Genomic DNA, 22,655 nt, shown 5'->3' with positions numbered 1-22,655 from the left:
GCTGTGAGTTTCAGTCAGGATTTACACCATGCCGGAGCCGTGTCCATGCGTCATATCAGCTTCCGGTCCTGATCTGCGTCAGGGTACGCGTCGGCGTGATCGCTTCGGCATCCAGTTTTACCTCGATAATGGCCGGCTTGCCGCTTGCCCGCGCCCGTTCGAAAGCGGCGGCGAAGTCTTGCGTTCTTTCCACCGTTTCGCCGTGGCCGCCATAGGCTTTGGCAAAGGCGTTGAAATCCGGATTGACAAGATCGGTGCCGCTGACGCGGCCGGGATATTCCCGCTCCTGATGCATGCGGATCGTGCCGTAGGTGCCGTTATTGACCAGTACGGTGATGATCGGCAGACCGTAACGCACGGCGGTGATGAATTCCTGCCCATGCATCATGAAACAGCCGTCGCCGGCAAAGCAGATCACCTCGCGCTCGGGGAACAGATGCTTGGCCGCGACCGCCGCCGGCAGGCCGTAACCCATCGAACCTGATGTCGGGGCCGATTGCGTATTGTAGCGACGGAAACGGTGGAAGCGATGGACCCAGGTGGCATAGTTGCCGGCGCCATTGGTGAAGATCGCGTCCTCGGGCACATTGCCCTCGATCCAGTCCATGATCGGACCCATCTGCACAGCGCCGGGGCCGGTCTTCGGCGGGGTCGACCAGCTGAGATAGGCCGCATGCATGGCGGCGGTGCGATCCGCCCATGCCGCACTGCCGGAAAGTGTGATGGAGGAGAGGGCGGCTATAAAATCGTCCGGTGCGGCGCAGATCGCCAGATCGGGACGGTAAACGCGGCCAAGCTCTTCGGCTTCCGGATAAATATGGACGAGTTTCTGCGACGGGTAGGGGATGTCGAGCAGCGTATAGCCGGAAGACGGCATTTCGGAGAGGCGGCCGCCGAGCAGCACCACGAGATCGGCCTCTTTGATCTCCTTGGCCAGCGCCGGGTTGATGCCGATGCCGACATCGCCCGCGTAGGAGGGGCTCAGATGATCGAACAGCATCTGGCGGCGGAAGGAACAGCCGACAGGCAGCTTGTTGTTTTCCGCAAATGCCTTGAAGCCTGCGACGCTTTCCTCGGACCAGCGTGTGCCGCCGATGATGAAGACCGGGCGCTTCGCCTCGCCAAGCATTTTTGCGAAGGCGGCCATCTGTGACGGGCCGGGATGCGCTTCGACCGGAGTATAGGGCTTTGCTTCGGGCGCTTCGACCTCTTCCACCAGCATGTCTTCGGGCAGCGTCAGCACCACAGGGCCGGGGCGGCCGGAGGTGGCGACGGCAAAGGCGCGGGTGACGAATTCGGGGATGCGGCGCGCATCGTCGATCTCACCCACCCATTTGGCGAATTCGGTGAAGGCGCGGCGATATTCCACTTCCTGAAACGCCTCGCGCTCACGCGCTTCGCGCTGAACCTGACCGATGAAGAGGATCATCGGAATGGAATCCTGCCTTGCGATGTGCAGGCCCGCCGAGGCATTGGTGGCGCCCGGTCCGCGGGTCACCATGCAGATGCCGGGTTCACCCGTCAGCCGGCCCCATGTGTCGGCCATCATGGCGGCGCCGCCTTCCTGGCGGCAGACCACGGTTTCGATGCCGCTTTCATAAAGCGCATCCAGTACGGCGAGATAGCTTTCGCCCGGAACGCAGGAAACGCGGGAGACGCCATTGGCCTTCAGCGCTTCGACGATCAATTGCCCGCCTGTTCTTTTCATTCCGGCTGCAGTCATGGCGTCGTGGTCCTTTCGATGTTTTCCAGTTCGGCCAGCACCTGCGCCTGATGTTCGCCGAGCTTCGGGCTCGGGCGTTCATAGCGCAGCGGCGTTTGCGACATGATAATGGGTGTTCGGACCCCGGGGATGACGGTGCCGTCCTCCGCCTCCAGATCGACGCGAAGGCCACGGGCTTTCACCTGCGGGTCGGCGAACATTTCCTCGATGGAATTGATCGGTCCGGCGGGGACGGCGTTCTTTTCGCAGGCGGTCAGAAGATCGCGCTTCTGCCATTTCAGCGTTTCGGTGGAAACTATCTGCCGGACTTCCGCTTTATGGGCCACGCGGGCCTTGTTTGTCGCGTAACGTTCGTCATCGGCAATCGCGCCGATGCCGAGAATGGTGCAGAGGCGGCGGAACTGGCCGTCATTACCGACCGCCAAGATCAGGAAACCGTCAGCCGTCGGCACCACCTCATAGGGGGAAATATTCGGATGGGCGTTGCCGAGCCGGACGGGCGGCTTGCCGGAAATCAGGTAATTCATGTTCTGGTTGGCGAGCACGGCCGATTGCACATCGAGAAGCGCCATGTCGATATGCTGGCCTTCGCCGGTGCGGATGGCGTGGATCAGCGCCGCCTGAATGGCTGACACGGAATAGATGCCGGTGAAGATATCGGCAACCGCCACGCCCGCCTTCATCGGCTGGCCGTCGGCTTCGCCGGTAATCGACATGAAGCCGGACATGCCCTGCACGATATAGTCGTATCCGGCGAGATCGGCATAAGGCCCGGTCTGGCCGAAGCCAGTGATGGAGCAATAGATCAGCTTCGGATTGAGCGCCTTCAGGCTCTCGTAGTCGAGGCCATATTTGGCAAGCCCGCCGCGCTTGAAATTTTCGATGACGACATCGGCGGTGCGCACCAGCCGGCGCACCAGCTCGCAGCCCTCGGGCGTTTTCAGATCGGCGACGATGGAGCGTTTGCCGCGATTGGTGGCGTGGTAATAGGCGGCGGAGAGGTTTTCTCCATCGTCGCTTTCGACGAAAGGCGGTCCCCATGCGCGGGTATCGTCGCCGCCCTCGGGGTTTTCCACCTTGATGACATCAGCGCCCATATCGGCCAGCATCTGCCCTGCCCAGGGACCGGCCAGAACACGCGCAAGTTCGATGACGCGGATGCCCGATAGCGGCGGTTTCCTGTTTGGCATGTCGGTCATCGGTCCCCCGGTATTTTGTGTCTTCCGGTTTATAGACCGCTGCTTGCCTCGTCGCATGTGATTTTATCTCATGGACTTATTCCGTTTTGGAACGGCACTAAACTGGGGCTGACACGGCAGCTTCGACATTCGGTGTTTTGAGAGTCTCCTAATTCCGTCATTCCGGCCTTGAGCCGGAATCCAGCCAGCCCAAGTCATTGGGCTGAAAAGACTCTTCTCGCCGCGCAGACGCGCGTCGGCTGGATTCCGGCTCAAGGCCGGAATGACGGGGAGGGCGTTTTACTGTCATCCACGACGCGGCCGCACCAGGCGGCAAAATCCGCCGCGACGGGCTGCCAGTCGATTTCGTTCAGGGTCTCGTGTCGCATGCCCTTGTAGATCGTGTGCTCGACATGGCTGAAACCTGCCTCGCGGAAACGCTCCGCCAGCCAGACGATCTCCTTGCCGTCATTGGTGGCTTTGTCCTGATCGCCGCTGACAAGCAGAAGCGGTAAGGTTTTCGGCAGGCGCTCGATGAGTTTCGGTGCGCGATAGGAGAGTTCGAAGACATCCTGCCACAGGGAAACGCTCGCCTCGAACTGGCAGAGCGGGTCCTCCACATAGGCGTCCACCGCCGCCCTGTCGTGGCTCAGCCAGTCGGCATGGGTGCGCCTTTCCGGCATTTTCGCATTCCACACGCGGAAGGTCGCCTTCGGCAGAATGGCGCTCGGCACATCCGAGCCCTTCAGCATCTTTTCCAGCCGCAGCACAACCTGTGCCAAACGGCCCATGAGGCCGGGATTGAGGCTGGAATTCCAGATGGACAGGCCATCGAAGGCATCCGGATGGCTGACGGCGGTGTTCAGCGCCACGAGGCCGCCCATGGAATGGCCGAACAGGATTACCGGCAGGCCGGGATGTCTTTCGCCGGCCATCCGGCGCATCGCCATGACATCGGCAACGACCTTTTCCGCGCCGTCCTTCCAGGCAAAACGGCCGAGAGGCGCGTCCGCCGCTCTCGTGCGGCCATGGCCGCGATGGTCGTGGGCGTAGACTTCGAAACCCTGCTTCGACATCACATCCGCGAGCCGGCGATAACGGCCCGCGTGGTCAACCAGCCCGTGGCAGATCATCAGCACGCCGCGCGCAGTGGCAAGAGCGGAGGGCTGGTGGCGAAAGGCGATGGATGCGCCGGAGGGGGCTTCCAGCCTCTGAATACGGCTGAAGGCCAAGTCGTCGGTCGTTTCATTCATGATCGCGCCTGTCCCTGCCATAACATCCCTTGTCATAATCATGGGGTCATAATCGTGCCAGAGGTTGCCCCAAGGTCCTATTTACCCTACATAGCGGCAAATTTCCCGATACGTACTCTTAAAAATCCGATGTGGAGCATTCGCTACAATGGCACGTCAATTCATCTATCACATGGCCGGGCTGAACAAGGCCTACGGTGCGAAGAAGGTTCTGGAGAACGTTCATCTCTCCTTCTACCCCGACGCCAAGATCGGTATCCTCGGCCCGAACGGCGCCGGTAAGTCGACTGTTCTGAAAATCATGGCCGGTCTCGACAAGGAATATACCGGCGAGGCCTGGCTGGCCGAAGGCGCGACCCTCGGTTATCTCGAGCAGGAGCCGAAGCTCGACGAAAACAAGACCGTGATGGAAAACGTTATGGAAGGCGTGGCGAGCAAGACGGCCATCGTCGACCGCTACAACGAATTGATGATGAACTATTCCGACGAAACGGCGGATGAGGGCGCAAAGCTTCAGGACATCATCGACAGCCAGAATCTCTGGGACCTCGAAAACCAGGTCGAGATGGCCATGGACGCGCTGCGTTGCCCGCCCGGCGACTCGGCCGTAACCGGTCTTTCGGGTGGTGAACGCCGTCGTGTGGCGCTCTGCCGTCTGCTGCTGTCGCAGCCGGATCTGCTGCTGCTCGACGAACCGACCAACCACCTCGATGCGGAAACCATTGCGTGGCTTGAAAAGCACCTGCGCGATTATCCCGGCGCCGTGATGATGATCACCCACGACCGCTACTTCCTCGACAACGTCACGGGCTGGATTCTCGAGCTCGACCGTGGCCGCGGCATTCCTTACGAAGGCAACTACTCCGCTTACCTGCAGGCGAAAGCCAAGCGCATGCAGCAGGAAGCCCGCGAAGACGCCTCGCGCCAGAAGGCAATCAGCCGCGAACAGGAATGGATCGCCTCCAGCCCCAAGGCCCGCCAGACGAAGTCCAAGGCACGTATCAAGGCCTATGACGAGCTGGTGGAAGCAGCGGAAAACCGTCGTCCCGGCGATGCGCAGATCGTTATCCCGGTTGCCGAGCGTCTCGGTCGCGTCGTCATCGAAGCCGACAACCTGACGAAGTCCTATGGCGACCGCGTGCTGATCGAAAACCTGTCCTTCAAGCTGCCCCCCGGCGGTATTGTAGGCGTCATCGGCCCGAACGGCGCCGGTAAGACGACGCTGTTCAAGATGATTACCGGCCAGGAAAAGCCTGATAGTGGCTCCGTGACCGTTGGTGATACCGTTCAGCTCGGTTACGTCGACCAGAGCCGTGACGCGCTGGCGGGTGACAAGACCGTGTGGGAAGAAATCTCCGGCGGCAACGACATCATCAAGCTCGGCAAGTTCGAAGTGAACTCGCGCGCCTATTGCGGCGCCTTCAACTTCAAGGGCGGCGATCAGCAGCAGAAGGTCGGCAATCTCTCGGGCGGTCAGCGTAACCGCGTGCACCTCGCCAAGATGCTGAAGGCCGGCGGCAACGTTCTGCTGCTCGACGAACCGACCAACGACCTTGATACGGAAACGCTGGCAGCACTTGAAGAAGCGCTGGAAGCCTTTGCCGGTTGCGCCGTTATCATCAGCCACGACCGCATGTTCCTCGACCGTCTGGCCACGCACATCCTCGCTTTCGAGGGTGACAGCCATGTGGAATGGTTCGAAGGCAACTTCGAAGACTACGAAAAGGACAAGGTCCGCCGCCTCGGCCCAGAAAGCATCAAGCCCGGCCGCGTGAGCTACAAGCGCCTGACGCGCTAAGTAAACATTGAGCGTCGCGTGAGCAGCGCTCAATTGACGTATTAAACTATTAGGGCGGGCGTCATCGCGAAGACCAGAACGGGGCACCCGCCTGCTCCTCCGCCCAGTATTCGGGGCTCCAATTTTTCAAAATGTGTTGTAGAAGAACCTGTGCCCGCAGTTTCTCGTCCCAAGTCGAGGTAGCCTGCTGCCATCCACTTAACCAACGCAGTCGATCTTGTCACAATAACGCCGACGTCCGCGACACGAAGATCATAGAGAAGTCGAAAGTTGTTTAAGTCTCTATCGTAAAAGGGGTCCTTATTGTTCCACTCCACTTCAAGGGCGATTTTTCCTTTGAAACAATCAACCTTGTGTGTCGGCGAGTCACTCTGTTGGCCATCCACGAGGACTGCCGTCTCAAACTTTGTTTCTTTCCAATCTCTGTAATAAAACTGCCCATCAATGGCTGAAGATATCGGGCTTTTCCTTCCGCCTTTTGCGGCTAAAGCCTCCTTGTCCAACGAAAAATGGCCAAGTACATCGACAATGTCGGCCCACTCTTGAGGGTGACCATATTGCAAGATTGTTTTGGCATTTCGCCAATCATAACAATCCCATCCTGGAAGCAGATCGATTTTAGGTAATCCAGCGCTCATTCAGCAGCTTCCACAGACGAATTGTAAGCGTAGGTGCTCCACGTCGGCTTGTAACTTTCATCGGCCTGATTGCCCCAGTAGGTCCAACCCGGACGGGTTCCGCGTGCAAACAGCTCGAGATAGGGACCACGGGAGCAATCCTCAATGAGGTCATATTGCTCATCGGGCTTACGGGAATGTTCGCGTTTACGTGTAGCGAGATAATTTACCTGACTGCGGCCAGGCCCAAGCGTGCGGGCATTTTTACCCCTGACACCGAACAAAAGCAGTTCTGTAACATTGCGGAAATAGAAACCGACGCCTCGACCGTCTGATCCACCGTCCTTGCGTATTTTATGCCAAACGATATTGGATTTATATTCAAAGCCCCAAGATGCCAGAACTTTCAGACCATCCGGGAGCAGGGCGTTAGGCACCCACATATAAAGATGCGCAGGTTCAGCTGCGAGAGAGGCTACCGGTAGTGCGCAAATGTCAGCGGTCGTCATCGTCTCATAGCGAGAAAGACGGTGATGCTCCGGCGCGACTTTTCCGGTCCGATTAGTGAAACGCCAAGGCGGGTCGGCAAGAATCGTGTGGAATTTCTTCCCTCCAAGCTTGCTCATCAGGTCCATTGATGGATCTATCGGCTCAGCATTCAAAGACTTATTCCTTTATGAAGTTCAGAACAAAAGTAGAACAAATTGTTCCAATGTCAATTGTTCACGATTCTCTTTCTCATGTCTCGTACGGAAAAACTTCACCCACAAAGTTCGATATTAATGTTGCAATATTCGCGCAGAAGACATAAAGATATCTTTATATCTTGATTAGCTTGCGAGGCGCGGCAGAGTGGCGTTCGGTCTGGACAAATTGGTGGATCTTCTGAAGGCGGCGGGTGAGCCCACGCGCTTTCGCTTGCTGGCGCTTCTTTCGGCCGGCGATCTGACGGTTACCGATCTTACCGAAATTCTCGGCCAGTCGCAGCCGCGCATTTCCCGTCATCTCAAGCTTTTGACGGAAGAGGGACTGATCGAGCGTTATCAGGAAGGCGCCTGGGCCTATTTCCGTTTGCGGCAGGATGGTGAGCCTGCGGGCGTCGTCCGGCAGCTGCTTGGCGCCGCATCGCCCTCCGACGCCGTTCTTCAGCGCGACAGCGAACGGCTTGCCACCGTCAAGCGGGTGCGGGCGGAGCGGGCGCAGGATTATTTCAGCCGTAACGCCTCCGCCTGGGACGAGCTGCGCCGCCTGCATGTCAGCGACGAGGCGGTGGAAGGCGCGCTCCTGAAGCTGGTGGGCACCACGCCGGTCGATTCGCTGCTCGACCTCGGTACGGGCACCGGTCGCATTCTGCAGCTGCTGAGCGGTATCTATCGCCGCGCAATCGGTGTGGATGCCAGCCGTGACATGCTCTCGGTGGCGCGTGCCAATCTCGACAAGGCGGGCGTGGTCAATGCATCCGTGCGCCATGGCGATATTCTCAACCTGCCGCTGGAAGGCCAGGATTTCGATCTGATCGTCATCCATCAGGTCCTGCATTTTCTCGACCAGCCGGAGATTGCGCTTTCCGAGGCCGCGCGCATGCTGCGCCCCGGCGGGCGGCTGATCGTTATCGATCTTGCGCCGCATTCCTTCGAATATCTGCGCGACGAGCATGCGCATGTGCGGCTGGGTTTCTCGCATCCGCTGATGGAAGAATGGCTGAAGAAGGCCGGGCTTTCTCTGGAGCGCGCTGTCGATCTTCATTCTGAAAAAGCGTCCGACGAAGCTCTGGACGTGACGATATGGGTTGCCCGTGACCAGCGGCTGCTGATGGCAGACGATGTGGTGCAAGAGGCCGTTTTACTTGCTGCCGGGAGGGCATGATATGTTGAGGTCGGAAACCGCGCGCCAAAATGGCGATATTCGGTTGTCTTTCGAGTTTTTCCCGCCCAAGAATCCCGAGATGGAAACCCAGCTCTGGGAAACTGTTGCCGAGCTGAAGAAATGGAACCCGGATTTCGTGTCCGTCACCTATGGCGCCGGTGGATCCACCAAGGCGCCGACGCTGGATGCGGTGCGCCGCATGATCGGCGACAGTCATCTGGCGACCGCCGCGCATCTGACCTGCGTGGATGCCAGCCGTGAGGACGTGCATCAGGTTATCGAAGAGTTTCGCAATGCCGGCGTTCGTCATTTCGTGGCGCTGCGCGGCGATCCCTCCACTGGCATCGGCACGGCGTATAAGCCACATCCGGAAGGGTATGAGAACGCCGCTGCTCTGGTGAAGGGGCTGCGTGAAATTGCCGATTTCGAGATTTCCGTGTCGGCCTATCCGGAAAAGCACCCGGAAAGCGCAAGCGAAGCGGTCGATATCGATATGCTGAAGCGCAAGGCTGATAACGGCGCGACGCGGGCGCTGACGCAGTTCTTCTTCGATAATGACGTGTTCGAACGCTATATGGAGCGGGTGACGGCTGCGGGCATCACCATTCCGGTGGTTCCGGGCATCATGCCGATCCAGAACCTCACCCAGCTCAAGCGTTTCGCCGGTCGCTGCGGCACCAGCATTCCCGGTTTTCTGGATGAGCGTTTCGAAGGTTATGACGACGATCTGGAAGGTCGCGCCCGCGTGGCCGCGGAGGTTGCCGCCGAGCAAATCGCCGATCTGCAGCGGCGTGGCGTCAATGAGTTCCATCTCTACACCATGAACCGCGCGCCGCTGGTTGACGCGGTGCTTGAAAATCTCGGTCTGGAGCGTCTGCGCCGCAGCGCCGCCTGATTTTACAACAGCGGATTACCGACATGAAAAAAGCGCAGGTCCCTCAGGGCCTGCGCTTTTTAAACTCGTGTCATCTACGGTTCTTATCTGCGTTTGGTCTTCACGTCTCGTCAGATGAAAAGCATCATCGCTACGAACAAAAACGCCAAACCGACTGCCAAGGCATTGAGAGATTTTGTAAGTCCCATGGGTGCCTCCTCTTGTTGACAGGTTCGATAATATGACCGTTTTGTGGCAGTTGAAAAGCGGTTTTTGTGATGCAGTGCAGCACGTCTTCAGACGGCATAAAAAGAAATTTCTGTAATTATTTGAAAATAAAAGATTATTTTCTTATCACGCAGTGCTTCATATGTTTAAAAAAAGTAAATGACCGGGGTGTTATCCCCAGTCATCAGGTCGAGATTAACGCTTTATGCCTTTATTCCGTCCGACAGATTAAGGGCCGGAAGGCGCCGTTAAGATTGCTTAAAGCGCCTGCAGAAGTGCGGTCGAAGGCCAGCCATCGGCGGGCAGTCCGAGACGCTGCTGCTCCTTCTGGATGGCGACGCGGGTGCCGGAACCGAGAATGCCATCCACCTTGCCGACATTGTGTCCGCGCGCTTCAAGCTTGGTCTGAAGCTCTTTCATGGTCGCATCGTCGAAACCGGGCTCCGGGTTGCCCTTGTTGTAGACGGGAGAGCCCATGAGGCGGGTGGCGAAATAGGCGGCCGAGGTCGTGTAGATGAACGACTGGTTCCACTCCAGATAGATGTTGAAGTTCGGATAGGTGATGAAGGTCGGTCCCTTGCGTCCCTGCGGCATGATGAGGGCAGCGGGCAGGGTGGCGAAGTTTCTGTTGCCGTCGCGCGGGGTCACGCCCAGTGCGAACCAGTCACCCGCGGTCAGCGGACCGCCGAGGCCGGATTTTTCCCAGGGCAGGTTTTCCGGCAGCGAGACTTCCTGAATCCAGGGTTCGCCCTTCTTGAAGCCGAGATGCTGGATGAACTTCGCAGCCGTCAGGATCGCATCCGGGGCGCTGCTCTTGACGTTGATGTGGCCGTCGCCATCGCCGTCGACGCCGAAGGCGATGATGTCCTTGGGCAGCATCTGCACCTGACCGATTTCACCGGCCCATGCGCCGGTATTGGCGGCGGGATCGAGATCGCCGTGCTGGACCATTTCGATCAGCGCCAGCAGCTGCGGGCGGAAGAGTTCCGGGCGGCGGCAATCATGCGAGAGGGTCACCAGCGCGTTGCGGGTGTTGAAATCGCCCTGAACGGCGCCGAAATCCGTCTCCATGGCCCAGAAGGCCGCGATGACGCCGGCCGGAACACCGAATTCGTTTTCGGCGCGGGCGAAGGTGGAGGAGAGTTCCTGAAGTTTCTTGCGGCCGATATCCAGACGGGCCTGGCTGACGGTGCGCTGAGAGAATTCCAGGAAGGTCTGGCGGAAGACGCCCTGTGCACGGTCACGCGAGAGCACCTTCGGGTCGATCTGCGCGCCGGCAAGCGCCTTCTGGATCGCATCGGCCGGAATGCCCTTGGCAAGTGCGTCGGCTTTCACGCCTTCGAGAAATGCACCGAGGTCGCCGCCGCAGGCAACCTGCTTGGGATCGTCGGGCGCGGCCACTGGCGGTGTGGCGAGGGCGGAGCCGGTGGAAAGAAGCGACAAAGCGGCGGCAAAAACGATGCTGCGCGACCGGAAGGTGGGCATGGGAATTTCCTCGATAGGTTGTTAGCCCGCTTTACCCATATGTTTGCGACAAAAAAACGGACCGAATGATCTGACGTTGCAGAACAACGCCGATTTTTCAAAAGTGTTGCTTCTTGGCCGTGTTATTTGGCGGAAGCAATCCATTTCCGCCAGTTTTTCTCCGTTCCGGCAAAGACATTGATGTCGGTCGGACCCTTCACGCCGGGCACGACGCCGGTTGCAGTATATTGCCAGAAGGCCCATTTGCGGTCTTCGTAAATCTTGGCCGGATGGGCGGCGACGGAGCGGACCCAGAAATGGTAATCCTTGAACTGGCCGACGAGGTTGTCGCGGTGAAAGTCGACCGAGGTATAGATGATCGGACGCTTGCCATAGTGGGCTTCGATGCGGTCGAGGAAACGATGCATCTCGGCACGAACGATGCCGGGCGCCGGGCGCGTCTTGCAGGTGGGCGAGGCCGGGTTCCATTCAACGTCGAGAACCGGGGGCAGGGTGACGGCCTCCTTCGGCACGTTGCGAATGAACCAGTCGGCCTGGGCGTCTGCTGTCGAACAGAAATAATAGAAGTGATAGGGCGCGTGCAGAACATCTGCCGCCGCCGCGCTGCGCCAATGGTCGCCGAATTTGGGATCGATGCGGTCCGATCCCTCCGTCGCCTTGATGAAGACGAAGGACACGCCTGATTTGCGCACGGTCGGCCAGTCGACATCGCCATTCCATTTGGACACGTCGATGCCGTGCACCTCATGGCGGTGCGGGTTGTTCGTGCCGAAATCCTGCGGATCGGTATCGGAAAATTTCGGCTTGGAAACGGATGCGGTTTCCAGCAGGTCATAGCTGGTGGAGGTGCAGCCGCCGATCAACAGCAAAGCCGACAATAGTGCCGAAAAACGCAGCCGCATTGGAACCCTGATGATTATTGTTGCCCATCCCGCGGCCGCAAAACGGCGCGCCGTATCTCCCGATTTACCCATAACATGGTAAACAAATCGATATGGCAAGGGGGCGCGTGTCTTTTGCACCTCGCAAGCCGCTGGATTTCAAGCGATTTGCGGTTTTAGTACGGAGCTTCGGCTTGGAGGGAGCCTTGAAGTCGGCGCCACATGCTATCGCCCCGGTTTCGCAGTTTGCCGGGAATCAGGCGTCGGCCAATATGCGGTGAACCTTCGGCTGATGCGCTTCGGCAACTGGAAGCGTGATGACAGCCCGCCAGGCATAACCACGGGCGATTTCCTCGAATTCGAGATTACCGTCAAAACGGCCGGCCATATTGGCCAGAACATAGCGGAGATTGGCGCGGGGCGTGACGTGGAAACGGGTGAGCCAGACTTGCAGAAGGGTGCGGAACCACTTCGGCAATTGTTCCTGCTGGCCGAAATCGACGATATGCAGCGAGCCGCCGGGTTTCAGCGCCGTGAGCGCCTGTTCGATCGCCTTTTCCCAGTCCGGTATCATCGACAGGGCATAGGGGATCATGACGCGGTCGAAGCCGTCAGGCTGGCCGAATTCGGAGGCGCGAAAAGCAGTGGCATCGGCCACGCGCAGAATGGGGCGTTCCGCCTTGCCGGCGAAATTTTCGGCTGCGGTCAGAAGCATTTCGGCGGAAATGTCTAGGCCGAACAGTCTTGCCTGCGGAAATTTGCGGCTGGCCAGCAGCAGGTTGCGGCCGGTGCCGCAGCCGACTTCCAAGAGCGTGCCGCCCTTCGGCACGTCGAGGCCGGAAATGGTCCGGTCACGGCCGAGAAGGTAATATTTGCGGGTGATATCGTAGATATGCCGCTGGTGGCGATACATGCGGTCCATCAGGCTCGCATGCGCGCTATCTGCAAGTCCCACATTCTCGCCGATGGTTTTCATGCCATAGCCCTCTGATAGATATGGAAGCCGCCGTAGATAGCCGAGCGGTCCATGGCGTTGAGCTCGCTGGAGCGCTCTTCGAGATAGACCCACTGGTTGCGGATATCGGGCGAAAGCCGGCCTTCGATGACGCTCTTTTCGGCCGCGGTGCGGAAGATGACGCGCGCACCGGGCGCGGCGGTGCGGGTGATCTGCGACCACAATTCGTTGAGCTGCGTGTCCGTCATCCAGTCCTGCGCATCGAGGAGGATATAACGGTCGACGGCGCTTGCCGGCTTTCTGGAGAGAAGCTCGGTATAGGTGGCGTGGTGAACCGCGACGCGGGCCGTGTTGTTGCGGATCGTCTCGTAATATTCCGGCTGGAGATAGGCGGGCAGCGCACCCTCATGCGGCTCGGGATAACGGCGCGCAAAGGCCTGCCAGGCGAAATAATTGTCGCTGAGCGGGAAGTTGCAGGCGAGCTTTTCCAGCCGCTCCTTCAGCACGGATGCGACCGTGCCATCGGCGGAAAGGCTGGCCAGTTCGTCATATTGCCGGGGCGGGATGCCGAGGCCGAAGAGTGAGCTTTTGCGCTTCGTCAGCCAGCGCACCACTGGCTTGTCGAACAACGGCGCCACCTTGCTGTCGAAAAACTGGCGCTGTTCATCCAGCGTTCGGGTTTTGGCCATTTCGGTGAGCTTTACGCCGTGCAGCCGGGCCATGAGATGGCCGGCGCCGATGAAGCGGCCGAGCAGGCCGGTGCGATAGATATTCCTGTCGAAGACAGAGATGCGGCGGCGGCCGGAAAGGGTGCGCTTCGACCAGTAAGCCTTGGTCGTGGCGTCGAGATGCTCGGCGATGAAGCGGTCGTAACCGTGGCTGTTGCTGCGCGTATTGGCGCGGCCGAAGTGGCGCACCACGTCCTGATGGGCGGGCAGATGGCGGAAGGCGGCGAGCTTCAGCTTGTTCAGCGCGATGTGGTGCGGGTTGAGGTCCACGACATCGATGCTGGCCGGATTGCGGGAGAGATAGGCCAGCATGTTGCAGCCGCCCGAGCCGATGGTGACGATGCGGTGACCTTCGCCGAGCTCCATCGCTTCCATGTCGATTTCCGGGTCTTCCCATATCTGCGGATAGACGAGGCCGGAAAAGAGGACGCCGAAGAAGCGCTCGGACAGACCGCTTTTGGAGAGTGCCTTGTGCTGGAGCAATGCGGACTTCAGTTTCGTGTTTTTGCTGAAGCCGGTCTTGGGTGCCGCACTCGTCATATGTTCACCTCTCAGTCGATTGAGAGGCGTCTACAGCCGTGACACTACAATTTGATGACAGGGGCTGTGGGCAAAGCCGTGGAATAGGGGTGTCGGTGGAAAACCAGCCCGCGCCGCCCAATCAGGATGACGAAATGGAAAGACCCGGCGGCTTAAGAAAAGCCGCGCGGTTGCATTCGCATAACAGAGCCTGAGGCCATCACTTGCGCAAAACGTGCAGCATGCCCTTGCGCTTGGCGTCGTAATAATAACCGCGCGCATAAAGCCGGACCGCGTTGTCGCGGTCGTTGCCGGCCACAACCCATGCGCCGCGCAGATATTTGACGGCGTATTTGAGGTTGGTTTCGGCATCGAAAAGGCCGGAGGCGGGGCCATCGAAGCCCATGGAGCGTGCCGTGGCGTGGCGGATCTGCATCAGGCCGAAATTGCCGCTGCTATAGGCGCCGGGATTATATCGGCTCTCGCGCTGCACGACGCGGTGAACCAGATCTTCCGGCACATCATACATGGTGGCGTATTTGGTAATAAGGCCGCTCAGCTTTTCGCGTCCGGCCGGCGCGGAATTGAGCGGCGCCGTCATCGATTCGTTCTGGCGGATGGCGGCCAGCGCGGCATTGGTGGGGCCGGCGGCATAGGCCAGAACCGTGCTGTCCGGCTTCGGCAGCGGAATGACTTTGCGTTCCGCCGTCAGTTCGGTGCCGATGGAGGGCGAGCCGGGCGGCGGCGGTGCGGGCGGGAAGCTGCCCTTGACGGCAACCACCTGCGGCAGATCGGCGGCGGCATTATGGGCAGCCGGCTTGGCCGCCACGTCAGCCGTTTCGATGGCTGCGGCCGCCGGAGTGGCGCTTGTCGGTGCCAGCGCCGTGGCCGTGGTCGGCGCAGATGTCGTCACACCAGCTTGGGCGACCTCGTTCTGCTGCGGCTGCATCTGGGCGGCGATGGCTGCGGCTGCAGCAATTTCGGAAGCCGGCGGCAGCGCCACGCGTCCGCCCTTGACGGCGACTGCGGTGGGAAGTGCTGCAGGCTGGGAAGGGGTTGCGGTTTCGGCGGTCTGCACCGTTGCTGCTGCTACCGGGGTCGCGCCCGCTGCTGCTTCGGCCGTTGCCGGCTGCGCCGATGTCTGCGCAGGAGTGGTCGCGGGATTGACTGTTGCGATCTTCGGGCCGTTCGGCCCTTCCTTGGCGGTATATTCGACGCTGGTGCATGCGCTCAATGCCAGTGCCAGACCCACGGTGGAAGACAGAAGAAGTGCACTTCTTCCGCGGAATTTTCCCGAATTTCGCATGTTGCCGCCTTCGTTATGCCTGTCTTTCGATACCCCCGCGTCGAGCGAAGCAGGCAGTGTCCCGTCGCGCCTTCATTAACCTATTGTAAGGATAGCGGCAAGCCGGGACGTTTCTCCCCGGCTTTCGGGCGGTTTTTCAGGCCGCGATGCGCCTGTATCCGGCGCTGACGGCGCGGCCGGAAATGAAGTGGGTGCGGTATTTCGGCCGGATTTTTTTATCGCCCGACATGCGGCGCACCATCGCCAGAGTAGGCCGGGCAAACAGCGCCTGCGCGGTCAGAATCACCAGCGCCAGAAGCAGGATGGCGGCCTGCGCCATGGCAAGCGTTTCAATTGCATTGCCGGAGGTGGACACGAATTGCGGCAACAACGCCAGAAAGAAAGCGAAGTAGCGCGGGCGCAGGGCGGCAATGGCGTAACAATCGCGGAAAATACCGCTCCAGGATTTGCCCGGCAGATTGTCATTATCGGCATTGGCGGCCTGGGCGGCCGGCGTGGCGAAGGTCCACAGGAGGAACAGCATCAGCCAGCCGATGCCGGCCCATTGCACGATTTCCACGAAGGATTGCGGCAGCCAGGCGAGACCGGCCACCGGAATGGCGGAAATCGTCATGGCCGTGACGATGCCGAGCGCGCCGCCGCTGACGGAGGTGAAGACCGTCTTTTTGCCGCGAATGGCGGCATAGGAGGCGACAGAAAATACAAGGGGAGAGGGGAGTGCGAACACAACGGCACATGCTGCACAAAAAATCAGCCAGGCCTGTCCAGACATTCTCTTCCTCCTTGCCCTCCCTGTCGCCGTATTATTTTAGCCTATCGTAAAATCAGGCCGCTGTGAACGGCTGACCGACGTGTTCCATCACTTCGGTAAACCATTTTGCAGAGAGGTCGAAATGCTTTCCGCCTTTGATACGCGGAAACTCGATGGTCCGCAATTTGCCATTCTGGTCTTCGTCATGGCCGGTGACGCCGGAGACCTTGTTGAGCGCGCTTTCGACGGCGAGATCGACCATGCCCTGAATGAGGCGCAGGTCGTCGCCATTAGCGGCGGCGGAGCGGGCGAAATAGCCTGATTTCTGCACCATGGAGCGTTCCGCACCGATGAGGCTGGCAAACTGCTTCTGGAACCAGCCACCGACATTGATGGTGTCGATCTTCACATGGCCGAAAGCGTCGCGCTTGACGGCCTCGCCGGCGGCTTCGCGTTCGGCGACGATGGAATCGAGGCCCGCACCTTCAGAAACGAACAGCGTGACATAGCCGTTCCTGTCCATGATTTCCTTCAGGCGCTCGGCTTCCGCCTCGATGTCGAAGGCCATTTCCGGCAGGTAGATGCCGTCGATGTTCTTCATCTGCGTGTTCATCATCAGGCCTTCGACATATTCATTGCCGCTGGTCTTCTGGATATAGGCACGGGCGGTGGCGGCCGTCAGCCAGCCGCAATGGCGGCCCATGACTTCGTGGATAACGAAAGTTTTCGGCGCCGCGCTCTGTTCGTTGCTGACATTGTCGAAGAATGAGGCGCCGACTTCGGCGGCCGTCCAGGCGCCGAGCGACTGCTTGATCGGCACAACGTCGTTATCCACCGTCTTCGGCAGGCCGACAACGGTGAGATTGTAGCCGTTGGCGCCGAGATAGGCGGCAAGGTCCGCAGCCGTCGTGTTGGTGTCGTCACCGCCGATGGTGTGGAGAATGGTGATGCCGTCGGCCGCCAGCCGGTCAGCCGCGACGCGAAGCGGATTGTCGCCTTCCTTGACCAGACCGCGCTTGGCGCAATCGGCTGCGTTGGTGAGCTTGACGCGGCTGTTGCCGATCGGCGAACCGCCGTAACGGTGCAGCAGATGCGCCTTTTCCCGCATATCCCTGGTGATCTCGATACGGTCACCCAGAAGCACGCCCTGATAACCCGAGCGGTAAGCGATGATGTCGATCTCGGGCGCGATGTCGCTGTAACGCTCGATCAGGCCGCCCACGGCCGAAGAGAGACAGGGCGCAAGGCCACCCGCGGTCAGCATTGCGACTTTCTGTTTGGCCATCATGGCTCTCCTTTTCACATATACCTAAAGACATGTCTGGCAAATGGATGCGACAGCCGCGTGTAGGTGTAAAGTGAATTTATAAAGAAAAACGCCGATTTCTCGCGGTTTTTCAGCGGCTTGAGCAAAGTGGCGGAATATAATCGTTTCAATCGGCATAGCCGGTGGTCGGCTTCCCGCCATCTGTGGAAAACTGTGGCGTCATCGTCTGGCGCGCTCTTGTTCCTGAAGCAAAACTGTCGCAAAGATGAATAAAAGTTAATGCCGCCGGCCCGCTGGACATATTGCATTCGCGGCAATATCCCGTCATGCTTGTCGCATGATGTTCGATTTCGCCTGTCTGCAAATTTCATCCCTGTGGGAACGGCTGCTCGGCGCAATCGGCGACGCGGCAGGCGGTGCGCTCGGGCGCGTCGTGGAAGCCATCCGCACCCTTTTCGAGGGTGATCCGGAGACGCGCCGCAAGGTTTCCTTTTCCGTGGCCATCATCGCGCTTTCCGCCAAGATGGCGAAGGCCGACGGTGTCGTTAACGATGCCGAGGTGCGCGCCTTCCGGCAAATCTTCGATTTTCCGGAAGAAGAAGCCAAGAACGTTGCCCGTCTTTATAATCTCGCCCGTCAGGACGTTGCCGGTTACGAGGCCTATGCGGAGCGGCTTGCCGGTCTGTGCGGTTCCGGACATGCCAATTGCGAGATGCTGGAAAGCGTCATCGACGGCCTGTTCCACATCGCCAAGGCCGATGGGCTGATCCACGAGCGGGAACTGGCCTTCCTCGGCCGGATAGCGGAGATCTTCCGTATCACCGAAGATCACTTCGAAACGATCATGGCGCGGCATGTCCATATGGACGGGCGCGACCCCTATCGTGTGCTCGGCGTTTCGCCTTCCGACGATTTTTCCGATATTCGCCGGCGTTATCGTTCGCTGGTTGCCGAACACCATCCTGACAAGCTCATCGCACGCGGCGTTCCCATGGAATTGCATGCGGCCGCGAATGAGCGTATGGCGGCTCTTAACGCCGCCTATGCGGCCATCGAGAAAGAACGCCGCGTCGCATGAGTGAATGTCTGCCGGATTTTACCCCGGATTTCGGGGGAGCAGCCGTTGCGCCTTCGCCTAACCATGGCGAAAGGCTGGGTGTGGCCGGCCCTGATATTATTCTGCTGCATTATACCGGCATGACGACGGCCGACGGCGCGCTGTCGTGGCTCTGCAATCCGGAAAGCCAGGTTTCCAGCCATTATTTCGTCTTCGAAGACGGGCGCGTCATTCAGCTCGTGCCGGAAACCCGCCGTGCCTGGCACGCGGGCAAAAGCATCTGGGCGGGGGATCAAGACATCAATTCCCGCTCCATCGGCATCGAGATCGCCAATCAGGGCCATCCCGGCGGCCTGCCGGAATTTCCGAAGAAACAGGTGGAAGCCGTCATCGAATTGTGTCGCGATTGCGGCCAGCGCTGGTCTATCGCCCCTGAAAGGGTGCTGGCGCACTCGGATGTCGCGCCGATCCGCAAGGTCGATCCGGGTGAAAAATTCCCGTGGGACATCCTGTCGCAGCACGGTGTCGGCCATTGGGTGGAGCCTGCGCCGATCCGTGGCGGGCGTTTTTTCCAGCGCGGCGATCATGGCCAACCGGTCGAAGCGCTACAGTCGATGCTGTCCATCTATGGTTATGGCGTTGAAATTACAGGCGCTTATTGCGAGAAAACCGAAGGCGCCGTGGCTGCCTTCCAGCGGCATTTCCGTCCCGCTCTGGTGGATGGCATCGCGGATTTCTCCACCATCGACACGTTGCATCGGCTGATCGCCAGCCTGCCGAGATTTTCGGCCGCCTGAACGCGGATTCTGGAAAAACGTTCCCGGTTTTCTTGCTGCTCAAGTCGCTTTTTTTACCGTGCCACAGTTAATCCGCATTGAGGAAGTTTAAGAACGTCACTGCATGCGGTGTCGTTCTTCAGGGGAACCTGCCGTCAATATCAATCAAGGAGACCGGACAGCGGAAGGTCGTGATCGACTTTCCGGGCGCAGATTAATTGTGCCGCTTCATTGTTTCTGTCATCCGATCTGGAGACTTTTTCTACATATGAACAGGGTTGTTGTTGCTGTCGTGGCGGGCGTTGTTATGCTCGCTTCGCAGGCGGGGATTGCTTTTGCCAAAGACGAGGACGTCAAGACCAAAACCGTGACGCTGGAGACCTTCTTCCGCAAGCCCGGTTATCCCATTCCCGAAAAGAGCCTGCCTTCCTCGCTCAGGAACGACTATTCCGATCTGATCGTCAAATATGCCAAGCGTTACGGCGTTCCCACCAATCTGGCGCATGCCGTGGTTTCGGTGGAAAGCAAGTTCAATCCGAAAGCCCGCGGCAGCGCAGGCGAGGTCGGGCTGATGCAGATCAAGCCGGCGACGGCGCGGATGATGGGCTATCGCGGTACGACCAAGGCGCTCTACGATCCCGAGACCAATATACGCTGGGGCATGCAATATCTGGCGACGGCGCATCAGCTTGGCGGCGGCCAGGTGTGCAGCACGATCCTGCGTTACAATGCAGGCCATGGCGCCACCCGGATGAACCCGGTCTCCAAGCGTTATTGCGGCAAGGTGCAGGCGCTGCTGGCCGGCTGAGGCCGCCATCGTTCGTCTGCGAAATTGCGAAAAGCGATTCCGGTTCGGCCCGGCATGCTGTAGTCAGAAGCAAATCTGATACGGAGCATGACATGCCGGATTTCAAATATATCGTCGTCGGGGCCGGGATGATGGGAGCGGCTGCGGCGCGGCATCTCTCAGTGCAAACGGATGGCGTGGCGCTGATCGGCCCGGACGAGCCCACCGATCGCAAGACCCATCAGGGTGTGTTTTCGAGCCATTACGACGAAGCGCGCATTACCCGCGGTTTTGATGGCGATCCGGTCTGGGCGGAACTCGCGCAGCGCTCCATCCGCCGTTATGCGGAGATCGAGGCCAAAAGCGGCATCCGCTTTTTCACGGAAGCGGGCTGCCTGTTTACCGGAAACGGCAGGGGGCTTGCGGGAGATTATGTCTCGCGCGCGTTTGCCTCGGCCGACCGCCTCGGTCTCGGTGTGGAGACACTCGGCACTGATGCGCTGGCTGATCGGTTTCCGATGTTCTCCCTGCCGGCCGATCACAGCGGTTATTTCGAGGCGCAATATGCCGGCCACGTCAATCCGCGCGCCCTGGTGAAGGCGCAATGCACGATTGCCATCGCGCAGGGCGCGCGGCTTGTGCGCCAGACGGCGGCGTATATTCGCGATACTTCCCATGGCGTCGAGGTTTCGACTCGGGAAGGGGCGGTTCATACGGCTGAAAAGGTTATCGTAGCGGCCGGCGGTTTCACCAACATGGCCGAGCTTCTGCCTTCTCCGGTCGATATGGCGGCCACGGGCCGCACCATCGTCTTTTTTGAGCTGGATGAGGCGCGGCAGGCGCTGTTCGGTGCGATGCCCTCCACCATCGTGCTGGCGGAGACCGAGGACGACATCGTCTATATCCTGCCGCCGGTGCGTTATCCCGATGGCAAGGTCTATCTGAAGATCGGCGGCGAGAGCGAAAAGGGCAGGCTTGAAACGCTCACCGACGCAGTGGACTGGTTTCATTCGGACGGCACGCCGGGTGAGGTTGAGTTTCTGAAAAAGCGGGCGCTCTCCTTGATGCCGGAGCTTGCCGGCTGCCCGGTCACCTCAGGCTCCTGTGTCGCCTCCATTACCCGCAGCGGCTATCCCTATATTGGCTATACGCAATCCTCCAATATCGCGGTTCTGACCGGCGGCAATTTCGTCTCCGCCAAGTCTTCGGACGAAATCGGCCGGCTGGGCGCCATGCTGCTTTTGAACGGTCAGTTGACCGAGGATGAATTCGCCGCCGAAATGTCGCCGGTTTTCGTCTGACATTCGGGGACGAAGCAGCTACAAGGTTGCGACGGAAATGAGCGGGTGAAGAGGGCGGCATGTCGGGACATTTCAGATACATCGTCGTGGGGCGCGGCATGATGGGGGCCGCTGCCGCCCGCCATCTGGCTGAAACGGTGGATGGCGTCGCGCTGATTGGCCCCGGCGAACCTGCCGACATCAAATCGCATCTGGGCGTTTTCGCCAGTCACTATGACGAGGCGCGGATTACCCGCACCATCGACGGCGATGCCGACTGGGCGCTGCTCGCCAACCGCTCGATAGCGCGTTACGCCGATATCGCCGCAAGAAGCGGCGTTGAATTTTATGCGCCGGTCGGTTGCCTCATGGTGGGGCCCGAACGGGGCGGCGATAATCCTTTTGTCGACGATGTCCGCAAGGCGGCGGCGCGGCTCGGGGTTTCGACGGAACTGCTTGACGGGGAAGGCCTCGAAAGCCGCTTTCCCTATTTCTCCTTCGAGCCGGGTTGCGAGGGCGTGTTCGAAAGGGACAATGCCGGATACGTCAATCCACGTGGGCTGGTGAAGGCGCAGGCCATTTTGGCGGAAATGGCGGGCGTTACGCTTGTCGACGATATCGTCGTCTCGACGCGCGAAGAGGATGGTCGCGTGCGGGTGGAGACGGCCTCTGGCGCGGTTTATACCGCAGACCGGGTGCTGGTGGCGGCCGGCGGCTTCTCGATCACGAAAGATCTGCTGCCGCAGCCGGTGGCGCTCGATGTCTATGCACGCACCGTCGCTTTCTTCGAGGTAGATGAGGGCGATCTGGATCAATATGCGGAGATGCCGTCGCTGATCTATGAGCCGCGCGACACGACGAAACATATCTATCTTCTGCCGCCGGTGCGCTATCCGGATGGCAAATTCTATCTGAAGATCGGCGGCGATCCCGACGACAAGAGGCTCGGCAGCGACCCGGAAATCCGGGAATGGTTCCGCTCCGGCGGACGCGAAAGCGTGCGTGATCATCTCTCTGAGATCGTCGGATCGCTGGTGCCTTCCATTGATCTCTCGCGTGACTCGATGGCCGCCTGCGTCGTCTCCAAAACGCAAAGCGGTTATCCGGCCATCGGCTTCACCGCCTCGCCGAAGATTGCGGTTCTGACCGGCGGCAATGGTACGGCGGCCAAGAGTTCCGATGAGATCGGACGGCTCGGTGCTGTGCTTCTGCGGGACGGAGAAATCGCCGATGGCGCCTTTTCGACGGATTTCAAGCCGGCATTTCTTTGATCCTTGCCTGCGCTTTTCGGTGGCTTTCGCCTCGGAACATGGTTATGCAGCCCAT

Annotated in this window: 20 protein-coding genes; 8 read left to right on the top strand and 12 right to left on the bottom strand. The window is 59.6% G+C overall.

Annotation, left to right across the window (positions count from 1 at the left end; genetic code table 11):
• Window positions 1-55: 55 nt before the first annotated feature.
• The 3 genes from AGR7B_RS10255 to AGR7B_RS10245 all read right to left on the bottom strand — a co-directional run bounded on the left by AGR7B_RS10255 (window position 56) and on the right by AGR7B_RS10245 (window position 4,175).
• Window positions 56-1,723 (bottom strand): thiamine pyrophosphate-binding protein, encoded by a 1,668-nt coding sequence (locus tag AGR7B_RS10255; RefSeq protein ID WP_065655796.1) that lies wholly within the window; start codon window positions 1,721-1,723, stop codon window positions 56-58.
• Entirely contained in the window at window positions 1,720-2,922 is a 1,203-nt protein-coding gene (gene caiB, locus AGR7B_RS10250) for a succinate--glutarate CoA-transferase (RefSeq protein ID WP_065655797.1), read from the bottom strand. The genes AGR7B_RS10255 and caiB overlap by 4 nt, the downstream gene beginning before the upstream one ends.
• A gap of 251 nt (window positions 2,923-3,173) precedes the next feature.
• Window positions 3,174-4,175 (bottom strand): alpha/beta hydrolase, encoded by a 1,002-nt coding sequence (locus AGR7B_RS10245; RefSeq protein WP_208616023.1) that lies wholly within the window; start codon window positions 4,173-4,175, stop codon window positions 3,174-3,176.
• Window positions 4,176-4,302: 127 nt separating this feature from the next.
• On the opposite strand from AGR7B_RS10245, the gene ettA reads away from it, so the two are divergent.
• Window positions 4,303-5,952: an energy-dependent translational throttle protein EttA gene (gene ettA / locus AGR7B_RS10240; protein WP_078051840.1), complete on the top strand. Its 1,650-nt coding sequence runs from the start codon at window positions 4,303-4,305 to the stop codon at window positions 5,950-5,952.
• A gap of 41 nt (window positions 5,953-5,993) precedes the next feature.
• Here the strand turns inward: ettA and AGR7B_RS10235 are convergent, their stop codons facing one another.
• On the bottom strand, window positions 5,994-6,590 hold the full coding sequence (locus AGR7B_RS10235) for a BglII/BstYI family type II restriction endonuclease (protein WP_078051841.1): 597 nt from the start codon (window positions 6,588-6,590) through the stop codon (window positions 5,994-5,996).
• The gene (locus AGR7B_RS10230) at window positions 6,587-7,204 is read right to left on the bottom strand and encodes an MT-A70 family methyltransferase (protein WP_078051842.1); all 618 of its coding nucleotides are present in this window, start codon (window positions 7,202-7,204) and stop codon (window positions 6,587-6,589) included. Before AGR7B_RS10230 ends, AGR7B_RS10235 begins: the two co-directional genes overlap by 4 nt.
• Before the next feature lie 217 nt (window positions 7,205-7,421).
• Here AGR7B_RS10230 and AGR7B_RS10225 point away from each other — a divergent pair, with 217 nt between their 5' ends.
• Together AGR7B_RS10225 and metF are read left to right on the top strand one after the other, a co-directional pair.
• A complete protein-coding gene (locus tag AGR7B_RS10225; RefSeq protein WP_003522176.1) occupies window positions 7,422-8,435 on the top strand; it encodes an ArsR/SmtB family transcription factor in 1,014 nt (337 codons plus the stop codon).
• A 1-nt stretch (window position 8,436) separates the two neighbouring features.
• Window positions 8,437-9,330 (top strand): methylenetetrahydrofolate reductase [NAD(P)H], encoded by an 894-nt coding sequence (metF, locus tag AGR7B_RS10220; RefSeq protein WP_162934101.1) that lies wholly within the window; start codon window positions 8,437-8,439, stop codon window positions 9,328-9,330.
• A 465-nt stretch (window positions 9,331-9,795) separates the two neighbouring features.
• Here the strand turns inward: metF and AGR7B_RS10215 are convergent, their stop codons facing one another.
• From AGR7B_RS10215 to AGR7B_RS10185, 7 genes are all read right to left on the bottom strand, one after another.
• Window positions 9,796-11,022, bottom strand: coding sequence for a lytic murein transglycosylase (locus AGR7B_RS10215; RefSeq protein ID WP_003522178.1), 1,227 nt, complete (start codon window positions 11,020-11,022; stop codon window positions 9,796-9,798).
• A 122-nt stretch (window positions 11,023-11,144) separates the two neighbouring features.
• Window positions 11,145-11,924 (bottom strand): glycoside hydrolase family 25 protein, encoded by a 780-nt coding sequence (locus tag AGR7B_RS10210; protein WP_162934100.1) that lies wholly within the window; start codon window positions 11,922-11,924, stop codon window positions 11,145-11,147.
• A gap of 235 nt (window positions 11,925-12,159) precedes the next feature.
• A complete protein-coding gene (locus AGR7B_RS10205; protein WP_162934099.1) occupies window positions 12,160-12,879 on the bottom strand; it encodes a class I SAM-dependent methyltransferase in 720 nt (239 codons plus the stop codon).
• Entirely contained in the window at window positions 12,876-14,126 is a 1,251-nt protein-coding gene (locus tag AGR7B_RS10200; protein WP_080856580.1) for a BtaA family protein, read from the bottom strand. Before AGR7B_RS10200 ends, AGR7B_RS10205 begins: the two co-directional genes overlap by 4 nt.
• A gap of 199 nt (window positions 14,127-14,325) precedes the next feature.
• Window positions 14,326-15,411, bottom strand: a complete 1,086-nt coding sequence (locus tag AGR7B_RS10195; protein WP_080856579.1) for a lytic transglycosylase domain-containing protein — start codon at window positions 15,409-15,411, stop codon at window positions 14,326-14,328.
• A gap of 136 nt (window positions 15,412-15,547) precedes the next feature.
• Window positions 15,548-16,183: a LysE family translocator gene (locus AGR7B_RS10190; RefSeq protein ID WP_080856578.1), complete on the bottom strand. Its 636-nt coding sequence runs from the start codon at window positions 16,181-16,183 to the stop codon at window positions 15,548-15,550.
• 52 nt (window positions 16,184-16,235) lie between these two features.
• Window positions 16,236-17,447 (bottom strand): pyrophosphate--fructose-6-phosphate 1-phosphotransferase, encoded by a 1,212-nt coding sequence (locus AGR7B_RS10185; RefSeq protein ID WP_080857051.1) that lies wholly within the window; start codon window positions 17,445-17,447, stop codon window positions 16,236-16,238.
• 319 nt (window positions 17,448-17,766) lie between these two features.
• Between AGR7B_RS10185 and AGR7B_RS10180 the strand changes: the two genes are divergently transcribed.
• The 5 genes from AGR7B_RS10180 to AGR7B_RS10160 all read left to right on the top strand — a co-directional run bounded on the left by AGR7B_RS10180 (window position 17,767) and on the right by AGR7B_RS10160 (window position 22,600).
• Window positions 17,767-18,507, top strand: coding sequence for a J domain-containing protein (locus AGR7B_RS10180; protein ID WP_003522185.1), 741 nt, complete (start codon window positions 17,767-17,769; stop codon window positions 18,505-18,507).
• Window positions 18,504-19,283 (top strand): N-acetylmuramoyl-L-alanine amidase, encoded by a 780-nt coding sequence (locus AGR7B_RS10175; protein WP_080856577.1) that lies wholly within the window; start codon window positions 18,504-18,506, stop codon window positions 19,281-19,283. Before AGR7B_RS10180 ends, AGR7B_RS10175 begins: the two co-directional genes overlap by 4 nt.
• 247 nt (window positions 19,284-19,530) lie before the next feature.
• A complete protein-coding gene (locus tag AGR7B_RS10170; protein ID WP_003522187.1) occupies window positions 19,531-20,070 on the top strand; it encodes a lytic transglycosylase domain-containing protein in 540 nt (179 codons plus the stop codon).
• Window positions 20,071-20,162: 92 nt separating this feature from the next.
• Entirely contained in the window at window positions 20,163-21,350 is a 1,188-nt protein-coding gene (locus AGR7B_RS10165) for an NAD(P)/FAD-dependent oxidoreductase (RefSeq protein ID WP_080856576.1), read from the top strand.
• A 59-nt stretch (window positions 21,351-21,409) separates the two neighbouring features.
• On the top strand, window positions 21,410-22,600 hold the full coding sequence (locus AGR7B_RS10160; RefSeq protein WP_080856575.1) for an FAD-dependent oxidoreductase: 1,191 nt from the start codon (window positions 21,410-21,412) through the stop codon (window positions 22,598-22,600).
• Window positions 22,601-22,655 lie beyond the last annotated feature (55 nt).

This window comes from Agrobacterium deltaense RV3 (genome assembly GCF_900013505.1).
Classification (GTDB): Bacteria; Pseudomonadota; Alphaproteobacteria; order Rhizobiales; family Rhizobiaceae; genus Agrobacterium; species Agrobacterium leguminum.
This window is presented reverse-complemented; position numbering and strand designations above follow the sequence as displayed.

Bases quoted from the DNA above. Each gene is read 5' to 3' on its own strand.
- AGR7B_RS10255 (WP_065655796.1), bottom strand. From the start codon at position 1,723: ATGACTGCAGCCGGAATGAAAAGAACAGGCGGGCAATTGATCGTCGAA.
- caiB (WP_065655797.1), bottom strand. From the start codon at position 2,922: ATGACCGACATGCCAAACAGGAAACCGCCGCTATCGGGCATCCGCGTC.
- AGR7B_RS10245 (WP_208616023.1), bottom strand. From the start codon at position 4,175: ATGGCAGGGACAGGCGCGATCATGAATGAAACGACCGACGACTTGGCC.
- ettA (WP_078051840.1), top strand. From the start codon at position 4,303: ATGGCACGTCAATTCATCTATCACATGGCCGGGCTGAACAAGGCCTAC.
- AGR7B_RS10235 (WP_078051841.1), bottom strand. From the start codon at position 6,590: ATGAGCGCTGGATTACCTAAAATCGATCTGCTTCCAGGATGGGATTGT.
- AGR7B_RS10230 (WP_078051842.1), bottom strand. From the start codon at position 7,204: ATGGACCTGATGAGCAAGCTTGGAGGGAAGAAATTCCACACGATTCTT.
- metF (WP_162934101.1), top strand. From the start codon at position 8,437: ATGTTGAGGTCGGAAACCGCGCGCCAAAATGGCGATATTCGGTTGTCT.
- AGR7B_RS10215 (WP_003522178.1), bottom strand. From the start codon at position 11,022: ATGCCCACCTTCCGGTCGCGCAGCATCGTTTTTGCCGCCGCTTTGTCG.
- AGR7B_RS10210 (WP_162934100.1), bottom strand. From the start codon at position 11,924: ATGCGGCTGCGTTTTTCGGCACTATTGTCGGCTTTGCTGTTGATCGGC.
- AGR7B_RS10205 (WP_162934099.1), bottom strand. From the start codon at position 12,879: ATGAAAACCATCGGCGAGAATGTGGGACTTGCAGATAGCGCGCATGCG.
- AGR7B_RS10200 (WP_080856580.1), bottom strand. From the start codon at position 14,126: ATGACGAGTGCGGCACCCAAGACCGGCTTCAGCAAAAACACGAAACTG.
- AGR7B_RS10195 (WP_080856579.1), bottom strand. From the start codon at position 15,411: ATGCGAAATTCGGGAAAATTCCGCGGAAGAAGTGCACTTCTTCTGTCT.
- AGR7B_RS10190 (WP_080856578.1), bottom strand. From the start codon at position 16,183: ATGTCTGGACAGGCCTGGCTGATTTTTTGTGCAGCATGTGCCGTTGTG.
- AGR7B_RS10185 (WP_080857051.1), bottom strand. From the start codon at position 17,447: ATGGCCAAACAGAAAGTCGCAATGCTGACCGCGGGTGGCCTTGCGCCC.
- AGR7B_RS10180 (WP_003522185.1), top strand. From the start codon at position 17,767: ATGATGTTCGATTTCGCCTGTCTGCAAATTTCATCCCTGTGGGAACGG.
- AGR7B_RS10175 (WP_080856577.1), top strand. From the start codon at position 18,504: ATGAGTGAATGTCTGCCGGATTTTACCCCGGATTTCGGGGGAGCAGCC.
- AGR7B_RS10170 (WP_003522187.1), top strand. From the start codon at position 19,531: ATGAACAGGGTTGTTGTTGCTGTCGTGGCGGGCGTTGTTATGCTCGCT.
- AGR7B_RS10165 (WP_080856576.1), top strand. From the start codon at position 20,163: ATGCCGGATTTCAAATATATCGTCGTCGGGGCCGGGATGATGGGAGCG.
- AGR7B_RS10160 (WP_080856575.1), top strand. From the start codon at position 21,410: ATGTCGGGACATTTCAGATACATCGTCGTGGGGCGCGGCATGATGGGG.